This window comes from Cellulosilyticum ruminicola JCM 14822 (assembly GCF_001311925.1).
Taxonomy (GTDB): Bacteria; Bacillota; Clostridia; order Lachnospirales; family Cellulosilyticaceae; genus Cellulosilyticum; species Cellulosilyticum ruminicola.
The window spans coordinates 52,732-67,959 of sequence record NZ_BBCG01000008.1 but is presented as its reverse complement, the minus strand read 5'-3'; the positions used below and the strand labels follow the sequence as shown (position 1 = coordinate 67,959).

The 15,228-nt window shown below is 33.3% G+C and carries 13 protein-coding genes and 2 pseudogenes; 1 reads left to right on the top strand and 14 read right to left on the bottom strand.

The annotated features are described in order from the left end of the window. Positions 1 to 16: 16 nt before the first annotated feature. The 12 genes and pseudogenes from trpC to JCM14822_RS04495 form a co-directional block, all read right to left on the bottom strand. The gene (gene trpC / locus JCM14822_RS04545) at positions 17 to 808 is read right to left on the bottom strand and encodes an indole-3-glycerol phosphate synthase TrpC (protein ID WP_054740083.1); all 792 of its coding nucleotides are present in this window, start codon (positions 806 to 808) and stop codon (positions 17 to 19) included. Next, positions 805 to 1,823: pseudogene (gene trpD / locus JCM14822_RS04540) on the bottom strand (anthranilate phosphoribosyltransferase). Before trpD ends, trpC begins: the two are co-directional and overlap by 4 nt. After that, positions 1,816 to 2,394, bottom strand: coding sequence for an anthranilate synthase component II (locus JCM14822_RS04535; protein WP_054740082.1), 579 nt, complete (start codon positions 2,392 to 2,394; stop codon positions 1,816 to 1,818). Before JCM14822_RS04535 ends, trpD begins: the two are co-directional and overlap by 8 nt. Continuing rightward, positions 2,391 to 3,857 (bottom strand): anthranilate synthase component I, encoded by a 1,467-nt coding sequence (gene trpE, locus JCM14822_RS04530; RefSeq protein WP_054740080.1) that lies wholly within the window; start codon positions 3,855 to 3,857, stop codon positions 2,391 to 2,393. Before trpE ends, JCM14822_RS04535 begins: the two co-directional genes overlap by 4 nt. A gap of 451 nt (positions 3,858 to 4,308) precedes the next feature. Beyond that, positions 4,309 to 5,181 (bottom strand): DUF6128 domain-containing protein, encoded by an 873-nt coding sequence (locus tag JCM14822_RS25360; RefSeq protein ID WP_456297753.1) that lies wholly within the window; start codon positions 5,179 to 5,181, stop codon positions 4,309 to 4,311. Positions 5,182 to 5,703: 522 nt separating this feature from the next. Beyond that, positions 5,704 to 6,035, bottom strand: a pseudogene (locus JCM14822_RS25355) (DUF7922 domain-containing protein); the annotation flags it as partial. 231 nt (positions 6,036 to 6,266) lie between these two features. Next, positions 6,267 to 6,638, bottom strand: coding sequence for a RidA family protein (locus tag JCM14822_RS04520; protein WP_054740076.1), 372 nt, complete (start codon positions 6,636 to 6,638; stop codon positions 6,267 to 6,269). A 141-nt stretch (positions 6,639 to 6,779) separates the two neighbouring features. Next, entirely contained in the window at positions 6,780 to 7,022 is a 243-nt protein-coding gene (locus tag JCM14822_RS04515; protein WP_306307285.1) for a helix-turn-helix transcriptional regulator, read from the bottom strand. Positions 7,023 to 7,334: 312 nt separating this feature from the next. Continuing rightward, positions 7,335 to 8,279 (bottom strand): prephenate dehydratase, encoded by a 945-nt coding sequence (locus JCM14822_RS04510; protein WP_054740072.1) that lies wholly within the window; start codon positions 8,277 to 8,279, stop codon positions 7,335 to 7,337. 431 nt (positions 8,280 to 8,710) lie between these two features. Further along, positions 8,711 to 9,586, bottom strand: coding sequence for a 16S rRNA (adenine(1518)-N(6)/adenine(1519)-N(6))-dimethyltransferase RsmA (rsmA, locus tag JCM14822_RS04505; RefSeq protein ID WP_054740071.1), 876 nt, complete (start codon positions 9,584 to 9,586; stop codon positions 8,711 to 8,713). A gap of 123 nt (positions 9,587 to 9,709) precedes the next feature. Then, positions 9,710 to 10,114 carry a PepSY domain-containing protein gene (locus JCM14822_RS04500; protein ID WP_054740069.1) on the bottom strand — a complete coding sequence of 135 codons (405 nt, stop codon included), beginning with the start codon at positions 10,112 to 10,114 and terminating at the stop codon, positions 9,710 to 9,712. A 105-nt stretch (positions 10,115 to 10,219) separates the two neighbouring features. Then, positions 10,220 to 11,104, bottom strand: a complete 885-nt coding sequence (locus JCM14822_RS04495) for a S66 family peptidase (protein ID WP_054740067.1) — start codon at positions 11,102 to 11,104, stop codon at positions 10,220 to 10,222. A 122-nt stretch (positions 11,105 to 11,226) separates the two neighbouring features. Between JCM14822_RS04495 and JCM14822_RS19970 the strand changes: the two genes are divergently transcribed. After that, positions 11,227 to 11,886, top strand: a complete 660-nt coding sequence (locus tag JCM14822_RS19970; RefSeq protein ID WP_157047623.1) for a hypothetical protein — start codon at positions 11,227 to 11,229, stop codon at positions 11,884 to 11,886. 57 nt (positions 11,887 to 11,943) lie between these two features. Here JCM14822_RS19970 and JCM14822_RS04490 read toward each other — a convergent pair whose 3' ends face one another. Both JCM14822_RS04490 and JCM14822_RS04480 read right to left on the bottom strand, forming a co-directional pair. Beyond that, positions 11,944 to 13,674 carry an ABC transporter ATP-binding protein gene (locus tag JCM14822_RS04490; RefSeq protein ID WP_054740065.1) on the bottom strand — a complete coding sequence of 577 codons (1,731 nt, stop codon included), beginning with the start codon at positions 13,672 to 13,674 and terminating at the stop codon, positions 11,944 to 11,946. A gap of 516 nt (positions 13,675 to 14,190) precedes the next feature. Beyond that, positions 14,191 to 15,207: a 3D domain-containing protein gene (locus JCM14822_RS04480; RefSeq protein WP_054740061.1), complete on the bottom strand. Its 1,017-nt coding sequence runs from the start codon at positions 15,205 to 15,207 to the stop codon at positions 14,191 to 14,193. Between the last annotated feature and the right edge of the window lie 21 nt (positions 15,208 to 15,228).

Sequence of the window (15,228 nt, the reverse complement as noted above, 5' to 3'; positions counted from 1 at the left end):
TATGTTATGCACATTTTTAAACTTCGATTAGCTCTTTTAATCTATTTATTCTATCGCCAGATTTTACAACACCCTCTCCAATGAGTACTGCATTTGCTCCTAAGTCTTTAATAAATTTCATGTCCTCTAAAGTTTTCACACCACTCTCAGCTACAAAAATGCTTTCTTTAGGTAAGAGTTTACTAAGTCTTTCAGAAACACTTAAGCTCACTTCGAAAGTTTGTAAATTACGATTGTTTACACCAATAATTCTTGCCCCTGCTGCTAATGCTCTTTTTACTTCTTCTTCATCATGAGTTTCAACTAAAACATCCATTTCTAATTCATGTGCTTTTTGAAGTAGCCTTTCTAATGTTTCTTGATCTAGAGCTGCTACAATTAATAAAATTGCATCTGCTCCTATTGCTTTTGCTTCATAAACTTGCCACTCATCTATAATGAAATCCTTTCTTAATAAAGGAAGTTTTACTTCTTCTTTAATAGCTGTTAAATAACTATTATCCCCTTTGAAATAATCCGGCTCTGTTAAAACAGATATAGCTGATGCACCGCCTTTTTCATAATCCTTAGCAATATTTATATAATCAAATTCCTCACATATAATTCCTTTAGAAGGTGATGCCTTCTTAACCTCTGCAATAATCTTAGTATTTGGGGACAGGTCTTTAACACCGCTTAAGGCCTCAAAGAAACTATAATGAGGATAAGTATTATCTTTGATTTGTGCTTTGAAATCTTCAATAGTAGTATATTCTTTTAACTGAGCAATCGTTTGCTTACGTTTTGCAATTATTTCATCTAAAATCATACTGTCACCTGCTCAAATGAATTTGTCATCTCTACAAAGTCATTAAGTTTTTGTAACGCTTTGCCTGAATCAATCATTTCTGCTGCTAGATTAAGGGCTTCTTTTAAATCCATATCAAGTGCTACTTTTAAAGCCACTGCACTGTTAAGGAGTACCATATCACGTTTAGGACCTTTTTCACCTTTTAAGATTTGAAGAGCAATTTCTTTATTAAGGGCTGCTTCTCCTCCTACTAAATCAGATTGCTTACATAATGTAAGCCCTAATTCTTTTGGATTTAATATAAATGAATGAAGTTCTTTTCCTTTTACTTCACAAATTGTAGTTGGCGCACATAATGAAACTTCATCCACTCCATCTTGCCCATAAACAACCATGGCATGTTTGACACCTAAATTCGCAAGTACTTTTGCCATTGGTTCTACTAGTTCTTCTGAATAAACACCTAATACTTGTAAATTAGCTAAGGCCGGACTAGCTAAAGGCCCAAGAATATTAAAAATTGTACGAATCCCCATTTGTTTTCTAGCCGCTGCCACATATTTCATAGCACTATGATAAAGCGGTGCAAACATGAAGCAAATATTGACCTCATCTAATACTTTCTCATTTTGTTCTTTTGTAATATCTAATTTCACCCCAAGGCTTCTAAAACATCTGCACTTCCACATTTGCTTGAAACACTGCGATTACCATGTTTCGCAATTTTAACGCCCGTTGCTGCTACAACTAAAGATGAAATTGTAGAGACATTAAATGTATTTGTACAATCCCCACCAGTTCCTACAATATCAAGTAAGTCTCCAGTTCCTTTGAGTACATTGCATTTTTCTCTCATAACCTTTGCACTAGCTGTGATTTCATCTACTGTCTCGCCTCTCATGCGAAGTGCTGTAAGTAAGCTCCCTATTTGAGCTTCTGTTGCCTTACCGCTCATAATCATATCCATAGCTGCTGCTGTTTCTTCATAACTTAAGTCATTACCCTCGATTAACTTTTTAATATAACTATTCATACATACCCACCTCCAAAAAATTTTTAATCATCTTCTTACCCTGTTGAGTCAAAATAGATTCAGGATGGAACTGTAATCCATATGTTGGGTGTTCTTTATGTTTGATTCCCATAATTTCACCATCTGGATCAACTGCTGTAATTCTTAAGTCCTCACTTAAAGTTGCTTTATCAATAATCAGTGAATGATAACGCCCTGCTATAAACTTTTCATCAAACCCTTTAAAAATAGGACATTCTTCTTTAAGATAAATTTCACTTGTCTTACCATGTAAAATGCGTTTAGCTCTTACAACCTTACTACCAAAGGCTTCTCCTATTGACTGATGTCCAAGACATACACCTAAGATAGGAAGCTTGCCACTAAAATGACGAATCGCTTCTAATGAAATTCCTGCATCTTTAGGATACTTAGGTCCTGGAGAAATAATAAGATGTGTTGGATTAAGCTTTTCAATTTCATCAATTGTAATCTTATCATTACGAAATACTTTAATATCTGGATTAATTTCCCCAATAAATTGATATAAGTTATAAGTAAAGCTATCGTAGTTATCAATCATTAAAATCATATTATTTCCCTCACTTTCTTCATTGCTTCAAATAAGGCTGATGCTTTATTAATTGTTTCTTGATATTCAGCTTCTGGATTAGAATCTAGAACTATGCCACATCCTGCCTGTATATAAGCCATACCATCTTTTTTTACAACTGTACGAATACCTATACAAGTATCTAAGTTTCCTTCATATCCGATATAACCAATTGCACCACCATAAATGCCACGTTTATTGTTTTCAAGTTCTTCAATAATTTCCATAGCCCTTACTTTAGGTGCACCTGATAAAGTTCCTGCTGGTAAAATAGATTTCACTACATCAATTGCATTTAAACCTTCTTTTAATTGACCTTTTACATTGGTTGTAATATGTGTTACATGAGAAAGTTTTTTTAGTGCCATATAATCTGTTACTTCTACCGTATTAAATTCACTAATACGTCCGATATCATTTCTGGCTAAATCTACAAGCATATTATGTTCTGCAAGTTCTTTAGGATCTTTTAAAAGTTCCTCACATAATCTTTGATCTTCTTCATCATTTTTACCTCTTGGTCTAGTGCCTGCAATTGGTTGTGTTACCACAACTTTATCTTGTACTTTTACTAATGTTTCTGGCGAAGCACCTGCAAGCTGTAAATCTTCGAATTGCATTAAATACATATAAGGTGATGGATTAATTGTACGAAGCATGCGATACACATCAAATAAATTGCTTTCTATTTTTGCCCTAAACACTTGTGAAGGTACAACTTGGAATATATCTCCGTTAGCAATATATTCTTTTGCTTTTTCAACCTTTGAGATAAACTCTTCTTTTGACATATTACTTGTAAATTCAATCTCATCATCAAAATTAACTTCTACCTTTTTAGAAGGACGTTTCACAAATTGTACAAGTTCTTTTAAACGATCCTTAGCTTCTTCATAACTCGCTTCTATATCTTGTCTTTCACCATCAATATTAACAATTAAAATAATCTTTTGTTTGTAATGGTCAAAACAAATAACTTCATCAAAGAACATTAATTTAATATCATCCGTATCCAATTCATCTTTATTAGTGAAATTAAGGTTCTCTACATACTTCACAGTATCATAACCAAAGTAACCTACACCTCCACCTGTAAATGGTGGTAATTTTAAACCTTTAGGTGAACGATATGTTTCCATTAATTTCTTTAACTCATCTAATGGATTGCCTGTAAGCTTTTTAACCTTTTCTCTTGTCGCATAACAAGTTTTCCCGTTCTTCACATAAAAACTGGCATTAGGATTAAATCCAATAAACGTATAACGTGCCCATTTTTCTCCGCCTTCAATACTTTCAAGTAAGAAGTAACGATCATACTCTTCTTTAATGCGGCTAAGTACCCCCATAGGTGTTTGAAAATCCATATACATTTCTAAGCTTACTGGTATTTTGTTATACGCTTTTGCAAGTGTTTTAACTTCTTCTAAACTTGGATAGAACATTTTACTACCTCCCTAAACTCTTAAATTTTATTTTTACAATTCTGCTGAGGTAAGGACTCTAGTAAATATAAAAAGACGCCCACCCTCAGCTATTAGCCAAGGATGAGCGCCTAATCTCAATATGATTTCTCATAAAATAGACATTAGATTTAGCCCACGGTACCACCTTGATTCGTATACATTAGTATACGCACTCTACGCAGAATGCCATCACATTCTTCATCTATAACGCAGATGTTACGTCACAAAATACTCAGAACCTTACGTTCCTTTGATTATGCCCTCAGGAGGCCATTTATCTAATTCGTTTAATACTGGTATCCCACCATCACCAGCTCTCTGTAATTGCGTAATTAGTTTTACTTCTCCCTCAAAGGTTTATTTGAATATTATTTAATTTAATTTATAATATTACAATTTTCTAATTTTTGCAATACCTAAATCTAATTTTTTATTCATCTAACAATGGAATAATCCAATAACCATATTCGCCATTAGCTGGCTGCATGTTTTGTCTGCATAAGAATCCAGTTACTTTGATAGGATCAGATAATATAGATTGTCGATTAGGACTATAAATATCTGGTACACCTAAATAGTATTTACCTTCTCCATTATACCCTAATAAAATCTCATTATACTTATAATATGCAAAAGTAATAAAAGGTTGTGTACACCATTCATAACTGAGATTTGGAATCTTTAGAAATTCCCTATAAGGGATCTTAACCCACTGCGTATCTGCTTCTTCTTGGATAAATGATTCTACTACTTCACCTTTTGCATAAATCTCTGCTAAAGTACTGGTACTAATATTTCTTTTAGTTCTACTATCTTCTTGTTTTTGATTTCTTTCACTGTCAGCTTGTGATACTTTAGTTTCTAATGTTTTTGTAACTTCTTCACTAACTATTTGTCGCTCTTTATTAGCTTCTTTTTTTAGTCTACTCTGTATATCTTGCAGTTTTCTTTCAATCTCCTCTAGATAATCAATTTCCTCTGGTGACTCTTCTACTCGATTTTCTTTGTCATCAACTTCATTAGAATCTGTTTCCAAATCCCAATAAACACTTTCGTTCTTTTCTTCTTTCAATCGCTCATCCCTATCTACATTTACAGCCTCATTGATTAGATGGTTTTGGCTACCTAATTGTTCTAGTCTTTCTGTAATACGATTAATTGCCTTTTTACTTGCTATTCTAGCATCCAAGCTATCTTTTCTCTCCACATTTTCTTCTTGAATAATAACAGGTGCACTTCCACCTTCTAAGTCATCTTCATTGTTAACTACCGGCTCTGGAGCACCCCCCTGAGCTGTAGGCATTTCACTTTTACCCCAACAACTGCACTTCACTTTACCCGGCTTGATAGAGGTTTCTGGTCCTTGTTCCTGTGGTACAGTTTCACCTTCTTCAGTATTAATAATTGGGTCTGGACCTTGTGGCATACTAGTTCCTGTATTTATCACTGGAGCTGGACTTTGAATTACTGGCGAGAATTCGTCTACTTCTTCAAATTCCTCTGAACCATCTTGGCCTTGGTCTAGGTTTTGGTCTAGGTCTTGACGGTTTATCATCTTTTTCTGGTCCTGGTGGCATATGTGGTCCCCATGGTCCCGGTGGACCTCCTGGACCTCCTGCCCACGGTGGGGAACCTCCTGGATTTCCTGGCCTTGGTGGGGGAGGCGGCATTGACCCCTGTCCTCCCGGCCTTGGTGGGGAGGACGGCATCGACCTGGTCCTGGTGGCATATGTGGTCCCCATGGTCTCGCCTCTTGTTCTGGACTTGGCACAATAGATTCTAATATTGGCAAAACAGTAAATCTTTCATTCTTAAATCCAACAAGGATGGCATCTACACTTCTATGATCATTTTCTTTCACAACAATTGCTACGCCATCTATATCTTTTAATTCAAGACTTCCACCCATGATATTCTTTTCTTCTACACGCCACTTAGTTTCTTTTTCTTCTCCTAATTTCCCTATTTTAACACCTGTATTCTTCTTACTACTTAGTACATATAATTCAAATGTTCTATTCTTTGTTTTTTTAGATTTTGTACATAACACTTAATTATACCCGGTGTAGAAATCGTTACATGCCCAGTTACAGTTTTACCTTCTACCCCATATGTAGGGATGTTCTCCTGTAAACTAATGAGCGTATTTACATACATAGCATCGACTCCTTTGTTTGTCCGTCATACTCAAACTCTACACTATATATATGACCCCTCTTACCTCTGTATACCAGCAAAAATAATGTACAACTTATTCCTTTTTAAACTGACAATTGCTACCCTTAAATCTTATTTCAGACATAAAAATAAGACTAAAACATAATCTTTTCCATTGCTTACTATGCTTTAGCCTTTGTTTATCTATTTAATTATTTATAAGCTCGCACTTTATAAAGTTGCAATAACTTCAATTTCAACTTTTGCAGCTTTTGGAAGATTAGCTACTTGAACTGCACTTCTAGCTGGGTATGGTTGTGTAAAGTATTTACCATATACTTCATTTACTGCAGCAAAATCATTGATATCTGCTAAGAATACTGTTGTTTTAACAACATTATCAATGCTTGAGCCAGCTTGTTCAAGTACTGCCATAAGATTTTTAATAGATTGTTCAGCTTGTTCTACTACTGTTTCTTTAAGTACACCATCTGCATTCATCCCTAATTGACCTGATGTATAAACCATGCCATTTGCTACAATTGCTTGTGAATATGGCCCAATTGCTTGTGGTGCTTTATCTGTGTGTACACTTTGTTTCATTTATAAATCCTCCTGATTTAAAACTCTTATTTTTAATTGCTATCTTTATTATATGCATTCTCCTTTAGCGATTCAATGCCACATTTGTATTTTTTCAAAACATTTTATTAATTATATTATTTGTTCTATATTCTCAATCTATTATTTGATGCCATATTTTCCACAAAAACTCCACATACCTTTGTAAAATAAAAAATCTTGATCGTTTCCGACCAAGATATCATCTATTGGTGTATTTAATATTTTACTTAACGCATATAAGTTGTCTACTGAAGGCAACCTTTCCCCCCACTGCCATTTATAAATCGCCTGTGGTTGTCCAAATCCAAAGTATATTTGCAAGTCCTTTACTGATAATCCTCTAGCTTTTCTAAGTTTAACAATATTTGCAGTTATACAGTCATGTGTTAAATTGCCTCAAAGGCTAAATGTTTTCACCTCTAATCCTTGGTGAAGGGAACTTCATTTAAAATTTTCGCATAACTACAAATATATTATATATTCTTTTTTAATCAATTTCTATCGTTGTAATACTACTTAAAATTTGAAGATAAAGTATTTGCTTAACTTTCAAATTCTTCCATCTCATCTGTTATTTTCTTAATAAGCTTTTCTGTTTCTAATACATCTACAAATCCATATATAAATTAAGTATAGTCTAGTATGAAATATATGGCATTAAACCTGTAGTTTATACTATTTATATTTTTGATAGTTTCCAAGTATTTTAAAGTATCTAGTTTGTTCTTCTACACGACTTAAGGCAATAAGTACATTCGCCTCTTGTAAGTTTCCTTCAATATCTACGAAGAAATAATACTCCCATTGTCTTTCTAAAAGTGGGCGTGATTGAATCTTTAGTAGGTTAAGTCCATTATAAGCAAAGTGCCCTAGAATATTATAGAGTGCCCCACTATTATGTGCTGTTGTAAAGCAGATACTAATCTTATCACAGTTATCTTGGATATGCATCTTTCTAGCAAGTATAATAAATCTTGTACTATTATATTTATTGAATTGAATATTAGTAGCGACAGGCTCAAGTCCATAGATTTCCCCTGCTCGCTTACTTCCAATCGCTGCTTTAGTTACATCATTTAAACTAGCAATATATTCACAGGCGGTTGCTGTATTAACATATGGCACAGATTTTATCTGACCACATTCTCTTATGAAAGGTTTACATTGTGAAAGAGCTTGTTTATGAGAGTAAACCTCCTTAATATCCTCTAGTTTTGCACCTTTTACGCCTAAAAGATTGTGTTGAATCTTTACAACCTCTTCTCCTACAATATATAAATTGTGTTTGTTAATAAGGTCATATGTATCTAACACTTCACCTGCACTAGAGTTTTCAATAGGAATTACCCCATAATCTATTTCCCCTGATTCAAGTGCCTCAAAAACATCTCTAAATTCCTCATGCGCTACACATTTCGACCAATTTCCCTGGAAATAATTGATAGTTGCCTGTTCCCCATAAGCTCCAGGAACTCCTTGATATCCGACTACTGGAAGAGGCTTAAAATATGTATTCAACCCTTCCTCTATTTTTTCTAACATGGCTTCATTATGTGCGTATAAATGCTCAATAGATATTTGTACTTGTTTTTGAACTCCTAAGTATTGTGTTTCTTCCATCTTTTCTTCACCTCTTTATTTTATTTGTACTTTTACTTACTATTAATTAGTTTTTCATCCACTAAATTCGTAAAAATAAAAAGCCTTATGCCGGTTAGGCATAAGGCCTTATATCTTACTAGAGCAGAGATATGATTTAGACGTATATGCCACTTGGCTTTAACTTATTTTGTTTACAGCAAAAAGAACCAGCGCTAAAAAAGAAAAAGCCCCAGCTAAAGCTAAAAAAGAAAATATTAAATTTTGCTGCAAAACTAATTAAGTTATTTATACGTTCCACCTCATATACTCCTTTCTAAATATATTTTTGAACATTTATTGATTAATTATTCTAAATTGTATTTATTATAATTTTCAATTTAATTTTTGTCAATACGCTTTAATAAGAGTATTTTCCCCTATACAACAAAAAAGATGTTTTAAAAACTTTATTATTTATCACTTCTATACTCATCAATGTAATCTGAAAGTCTTGCAAAATCTTCAAGACTTAAAGTTTCACCACGAGTTTGTGCACCAATTCCACTTTCATCAAGAAGTCTTTTGAGTTCTTCTTTGTCTAATCCTAAGTTAGCATGTGCTGCAAGTGTATTTAAAAGTGTTTTTCTTCTAAGTAAAAATGCAGCTTTAATAATATTAAACATTTGTTTTGTATTATTTGCTTTAACTACTGGATTTTGATTTACAGTTAATTTGATAACTGCTGAATCTACATTTGGTCTAGGCATGAAACAGTTTCTTGGTACATTTGCTACTAAATATGGTTCTGCAAAGTAGTTAACTGATACAGTAATTGCACCATATTGTTTGCTACCTGGTTTAGAAGCAAGGCGGTCTGCTACTTCTTTTTGTACCATAACCGTAATGCTTTCAACTGGTAAATCATTTTCTAAAAGTGTCATTACAATTGGTGTTGTAATGTAGTATGGTAAGTTAGCTACAACTTTAATTGGACGATTTGGTGATTCCTCAGCAATAAGCTTTTTAAGGTCAACTTTTAAAACGTCTTTATGAATAAGTTTAAAATGCTCATTATGTCCATACTCCTGGGTTAAAATTGGAATTAATTTATCATCAATCTCAATTGAAATAACTTTACCTGCATTTTCAAGTAAAGCTTGTGTTACACTCCCGATTCCAGGTCCGATTTCAATAACGCAGTCTTCTTTTGTAATGTTAGCTGCATCAATGATTTTATCAAGTACTCTAGGATCTATTAAGAAGTTTTGTCCAAATTTCTTTTGAAACGAAAAGCCATACTTATTAAGTAATGCTTTAGTACCTTCCGGTGTTGCTACTCTTTGCATATTGTCGCTCCTTGTTTTTAACTCTTATCTCAATACTATATCATATTTTGTCCTTATTTAACATTATTTAGGCAGGATTTATATAATTAAACATGAGATTTATGCTATATCAAGGACTTTTAATTAGTCGTCAATTTCAACTTTGATTACAGCACCAGTAATTGCTGAAATTTTTACTTCATATTTTATGCCACCTTTTCTAAGTTCGATCTCATAAACAGTACCGAATCTATCCAATTCAATTTCAGTAACTACAGCTCCTTCTACTTGTTGTAAAGCAATTTGTTTTGCTTGTTCCATTGAGATAGCTACTTTATTTCCTGCAGCATTAGATACATTATTCACTGCGTTATTTATTACATTACTTACGCCTCTATTGCTTATATCACCTACAAATTTATCACGTAATTCTTTTTTTATAGCGATGCCTTGCTCAATAGTTGCTCCCACTACTTTTCCTTTTGCAAAAATGCTGCTCACAGTTAATCCAAAACATGCTAATACTACTACTAAATTTCTTACTTTCATACTATTCTCTCCTTATATTGTTATATGGTTATTATGTCTTTTATGGTATATATTAATCATATTTATACTGTTAAACTGCTACATGGGCATTTACCGATGATAGCATTAGTTTTTATTAAGACTTACTTTTCCTCCAATGATTATCATTTTAGAATCTGCATCATGCCCTACTTCTTTTGTCTTAACAATTGGTAAATTTCGTACCCCTTCTAAGTCTGATGACTCTAAAATACGTTTTAATAAGGTTACTACATCTGGCGTACGTTCTTCCTTTTCCATACTTGAAAAGGTACCCAATATAATCCCTTTTATCTTTTCAAATACGCCCAACTGTGCATATTGATTTAAGAAAGTATTCATTTGAGCAGGGCCACCACCCATAGCTTCTAATAAAAGAATCTTATCTGTAAAATTTGGCACATAAGGCGTTCCAGCTAACTTTAAAAAGCATCGAATATTCCCACCTATTACCTCTCCTTCTAAAGTATCACCTTGAATAAATTCATACCCAAAATCTACTAAATCTTTCTTTCCTTCAAATAAAGTATGTTTCACCCACTTCTTTTGAAGTTCACTTTCTTCCCTTACTATATTTCGAATCTGATATAACCCTGCCTTATTTCCTGTCTTGGCATAGATACCATTTACAATAGTCGTTAAATCACTATAACCAAAAAACATTTTTTGAGTATCTTTAATAATTTCATAATCCAAATACCCCAATACTTCATTGGCTAAATCCCCACCCGAAATATCAAAAATAGCCTTTACACTTTGAGCTTTATAGAAATCCATAAGTACTTTAGCCTTCTCTTGAGCTGTAGCACTAAATACATCTTCTACTGCATGTAAATAGGGGCTACACACAACCTCAAGTCCCATAGCTTTTAACTCATTTATTAATTCTTCTATCACCGCTTTACTTTGCTTACTCAATCCATTAGAGCATGCTACTAATGCAACTTTATCACCTTGTTTTAATAATTCCATTCTTATCTCCTTATTATTCACTATATTTAAAATCCATTTTTTGTCATGGATTTTTTACTACATCCTTATATAATACCCATTATTATTATTCTAACAGATATCTAAAGAGGCTTTATAAAATTATGAAAAAACAAATGGCAACATTTAGTTTAACTTTTTTATCTTTATCTACTACTACCCTTGCAAAAGGACGTTCTCATTCTAGAAGTAGCAGTCGTCATGTCAGTTCTACACACAAATCTTCTAGTTCCCATAAATCTTCTAACACTCATACCTTTTCTAGTAGTTCTTCTCATTCTACAAATAACTCTGCACCAAGCCATACTTCTCCTTCTATGAATAGCACAGTTAACACTACTCCAACTTCTACTAGTAATACTTCAGCAAATAAAGCTAACTCTACTAAAAATGCTACTACTAATAATAAAGCAGCTTCTTCTGTAAATACTTATTCTAAAGAAGACTATGATACCAATTACTCTTCAGATTCTTATTATACCTATTCTGATAGCATCTTTGCCTCTACTCACACAAACACTATGCCTTTTAAATCCTATAAAAATAAAATATCTAATTATGATCATTGGTCACCTTACTACCATTCAACTTATAGTTCTACTTCAAACTTCTTGCTTTTTAATAGGCATTATGGTACAAATGCTTTACTAACTTTTCCACCTTTTATAAGACCATATAACCCCTCTCATTTATTCTCAATATTAATCCTTCTTATAATTATTCTCTTTATTATTAAACGTATTATAAAATCAAAACACAAATAAAAACCTATATATCAGCTTACATATACTGATATATAGGTTTTTAAAACAGCTTCTTACTTATGCAAACTGCATATTATAAAGTTTTGCATAAACATTATCTGCTTTCATAAGTTCTTTATGACTACCGCGTTCTGCAATGCCATCTTGCGTTAAAACTATGATTTCATCAGCATTACGAATTGTACTTAATCTATGTGCAATTACAAGTGTTGTTCTATTTTTAGCAAGTTCATCTAATGAACCTTGAATATATCTTTCACTTTCATTATCTAGAGCTGATGTAGCCTCATCTAAGATTAGAATAGGTGGATTTTTAAGAAATACCCTAGCAATAGAGATTCTTTGCTTTTGACCGCCTGAAAGCCTTACACCACGTTCACCTACATAAGTTTCATAACCTTCTGGCAGACTCATAATGAAATCATGGATATTGGCTTTTTTAGCTGCCTCAACAATTTCCTCATCTGTGGCATCTGGATTGCCATATGCAATGTTTTGTTTGATGTTACCATAGAATAAATACACATCTTGTTGTACAATACCGATAGCATCTCTAAGTGAAGTTTGTTTTAAACCTCTAATGTCTTTTCCATCTACCTTAATACGGCCTGATGTTGCTTCGTAAAATCTAGGAATCAATGAACAGAAAGTTGTCTTTCCGCCACCTGAAGGCCCTACTAAAGCTACTGTTTTCCCTGCTGGAATATAGATATTTACATCTTTTAAAACATCCTTTTCATCATTGTAACTAAAGCACACATTTTCAAATTCTATTTCACCTTTTACATCTTTTAAGGCTTTAGCACCTTTAATATCTTGAATTTCAGGTTCTGTATCAATAATTCTTAAGAAACGTTCAAAACCAGAAAAACCTTTTTGGAACTGTTCTGTAAAGTTAACAAGTTTCTCAATAGGATTTAAGAAAGTATTGATATATAAAATATAAACTGTAACATCTGCTACACCCATTTCACCTGTTGTAATGAAATATCCACCTACTAAAACTACCGCTAAATATAATAAGTTTTTAAAGAATCCATTTCCACTAAAGTAGCGTCCCATAATCTCATAACTTTTACATTTAGTAGATACAAACTCCTCATTTCCTTCATCAAACTTATTCATCTCGATATGTTCATTAGCAAATGATTTTACAACACGAATACCGCCCAAAGCATCTTGTGTAATCGCATTTACCTTAGCAATCTTCTCACGATTCTTTCTAAATACCGCTTTCATCTTACGGTTATAATATATTCCAAAGAATAACATGAGTCCTGTAAAGAAAATCAAGATCATTGCCATCTTAAGATTAATCATACTTAAAACAATGAAGCTTCCTATAATCTTAATAATCGAAATAAATATATCTTCAGGCCCATGATGTGCAAGCTCTGAAATATCAAATAAATCATTTACAATACAAGACATTAATTTTCCTGTATTTACTTCATCATAATATGAAAATGAAAGTTTCTCTAAATGTCCAAATAGTTCTCTTCGCATATCGGATTCCATTCTGGCACCCATGATATGTCCCCACGAAGTAATGAAATATTGACAGAAGTATGTAATCACATACATCCCCAATAATGCTGCACCAATTAATCCAATGTATTTTAGGATAGTTGATTTATCATGTAATATATAAATATCATTCATCAAATAACGTACTAAAAGCGGGAAGACCAAATCAATTCCTGATAAAGTCAACGCACATCCCATATCCGCCCAGAACAACGTTCTATGCGGCTTATAATAACTTATAAATCGCTTTAAAGTCTGCATTCTCTTCTCCTTATTATTCCATTATAATATTTTTCATATCCCTTAGTTATATCACACTCTCTCTTAAATTTAAAGTTTTGTCTCAATTTTCCATTTATTTCCTTAAATAAAAAAGCCTCTAAGGAAAATCCCCTCAGAGACTTAAATTCACACTCTATGTATACCGGAGAGTCTCTAGAATCCTCTCCGGAGTGACTTACTGTTATAGCTAAAAGCTTTCCTAGAAACATTTCTAGCACAAAACTTTAATAAGCTTAGCTCTCGGGCACCACCCGCCTAATCCTATTATTTCCATTTTCCCATCTAATATACCTCCAATTTTCCAACTCATCCTCAATCTATCCTCAAAGCCCTCTATCATACTCTAAAAAGAGTTTTCTTCCACTCCTTATTTTCTACAAAATCCCATGCTACGCCTTCCATCCCCACTCTAAGGCATTTTTGAACTTATCCACACATCCCCATGCACCAAACACAAAAAAAGAAGCCCCCGCACCCAAGTGCAAGAGCTCCTCACTATCTTCTAATATCTGACAATGCTATGTCCTGGTCTTTTAACACATACACTGTTGTGTTTTGACGACCAAAATTTGTACACTCACTTGATGTATTAAAGAATAAATCAATTCTATTCCCTTTAATTGCACCGCCAGTATCTCCAGCTACTGCTAAGCCGTAACCTTCGACATATAATCTTGTTCCTAGTGGAATCACACTAGGGTCTACAGCTATGACTCCAACTGCCGTTGTCATTCCGCTAGCTGTTTTATTACCCCAACCATCTCCGTTATATGCTGTATACGCTGTAGCTTCTACGTTGATAGCTTTTGTATACGCATATTTTGTACCAGTTGTAGTATCTTTTACAGTATTCTTAATGCCTTTTAACACGATTTTGTTTACAGGTTCTTCAATAACCTCAACATTTGTAATTTCTTTATTTGTTAATTCACCACCGACATAAGTTTCCTGTATTGTTACTTTCTTAAGTCCATTTTGTCCTTCTTGTGTAACTTTTGTTTCACCTGCTTCTAAATCCATTGTTTCTTTTACAACAGTTTCAAAGCTCATTGGTTTTTCTTCTGTAATTGTTTTAAATTCTTTAGTTTTCACGACGATTTCCATACCATCTTTAATAGCTGTACTTTCTTCAGGCTCTACTGAAATGCCCTTTTCCTCGTTTAAACCTTTAGCTTTAACGATGTCTCCTACTGTTTTAAAGTCTGTATTAAATTCTACGCTTTCGCCATTTAAAACGAATTTAACTGTTGGTTTCCATCTGTCTATAGTAATTCTTAAATTGTCTTCTATTTTTGTATTTAATTCTGGTTTTACAGTGTCTTTTTCATTTAATGTAATTTCCAACTGTGTGAGTAGCTCTTGTACGCTACTTGCATCTGTTTCATATCGAGTCACTTTCCCGTCATCGACTAAAGTAATAATCTTTGACATGGATTGATAGGCTGTGATACTAACCGCTCCTAGCATAAACAACACTACAATCAATAAAGCGATCCTACTTCGATTCTTCATGATATCCTCCTTAAAATAATT

Coding starts and splice junctions, on each gene's coding strand:
- JCM14822_RS04490 (WP_054740065.1), bottom strand. CDS start 13,674: ATGCAGACTTTAAAGCGATTTATAAGTTATTATAAGCCGCATAGAACG.
- trpC (WP_054740083.1), bottom strand. CDS start 808: ATGATTTTAGATGAAATAATTGCAAAACGTAAGCAAACGATTGCTCAG.
- JCM14822_RS04495 (WP_054740067.1), bottom strand. CDS start 11,104: ATGGAATTATTAAAACAAGGTGATAAAGTTGCATTAGTAGCATGCTCT.
- JCM14822_RS04520 (WP_054740076.1), bottom strand. CDS start 6,638: ATGAAACAAAGTGTACACACAGATAAAGCACCACAAGCAATTGGGCCA.
- JCM14822_RS25360 (WP_456297753.1), bottom strand. CDS start 5,181: ATGCCTACAGCTCAGGGGGGTGCTCCAGAGCCGGTAGTTAACAATGAA.
- rsmA (WP_054740071.1), bottom strand. CDS start 9,586: ATGCAAAGAGTAGCAACACCGGAAGGTACTAAAGCATTACTTAATAAG.
- trpE (WP_054740080.1), bottom strand. CDS start 3,857: ATGTTCTATCCAAGTTTAGAAGAAGTTAAAACACTTGCAAAAGCGTAT.
- JCM14822_RS04480 (WP_054740061.1), bottom strand. CDS start 15,207: ATGAAGAATCGAAGTAGGATCGCTTTATTGATTGTAGTGTTGTTTATG.
- JCM14822_RS19970 (WP_157047623.1), top strand. CDS start 11,227: ATGAAAAAACAAATGGCAACATTTAGTTTAACTTTTTTATCTTTATCT.
- JCM14822_RS04500 (WP_054740069.1), bottom strand. CDS start 10,114: ATGAAAGTAAGAAATTTAGTAGTAGTATTAGCATGTTTTGGATTAACT.
- JCM14822_RS04510 (WP_054740072.1), bottom strand. CDS start 8,279: ATGGAAGAAACACAATACTTAGGAGTTCAAAAACAAGTACAAATATCT.
- JCM14822_RS04535 (WP_054740082.1), bottom strand. CDS start 2,394: ATGATTTTAATGATTGATAACTACGATAGCTTTACTTATAACTTATAT.